Consider the following 651-nt stretch of genomic DNA (forward strand, 5'->3'; position numbering starts at 1 on the left):
CGGGATCGTCGATCTGTCCGCGCGCTATGGCGGCGATTATCCGACTTTGCGCGAGGCGATCGCGCATGGCGCCCTGCACCGACTCGCGGATGCTGCGGCCAATCAGCCTGCGGATTTTGCGATTGACAGCATCACCTGGCAGCCGCCGATCCCCGCCCCGGAAAAGATCATCTGCATCGGCGTCAACTATCCGGACCGCAATGCCGAATACAAGGACGGCCAGGACGCGCCGAAATATCCGTCGATGTTCATGCGCACGCCGCGCTCGTTCGTCGGACATGAGGCGCCGCTGGTGCGACCACGCGTCTCCAGGCAGCTCGACTATGAAGGCGAAGTGGTGCTGGTGATCGGCAAGGCCGGACGACACATCGCCGAGGTCGATGCACTGGACCACATCGCCGCGCTGACGCTCTGCAACGAAGGCACCATCCGCGACTGGGTGCGCCACGCCAAGTTCAACGTCACCCAAGGCAAGAATTTCGAGTCCACCGGCAGCCTCGGGCCGTCGATCGTGCCTTATCACGACGAGAGCCAGATCGCCGACATCCGCCTTACCACCCATGTGAACGGCGAGCTGCGGCAGGACGATCGCACATCGCGGCTGATGTTCGGCTTCCGCTATCTCTTGAGCTATATCTCCACCTTCACGAC

The 651-nt window shown here is 62.7% G+C and carries 1 protein-coding gene; it reads left to right on the forward strand.

Annotated elements, in window-relative coordinates:
• Positions 1–651: fumarylacetoacetate hydrolase family protein (locus tag AC1DU6_RS34370; RefSeq protein WP_477862946.1), on the forward strand; the 651-nt coding region annotated here is incomplete at both ends.

The organism is Roseateles sp. P5_B10 (assembly GCF_056400485.1).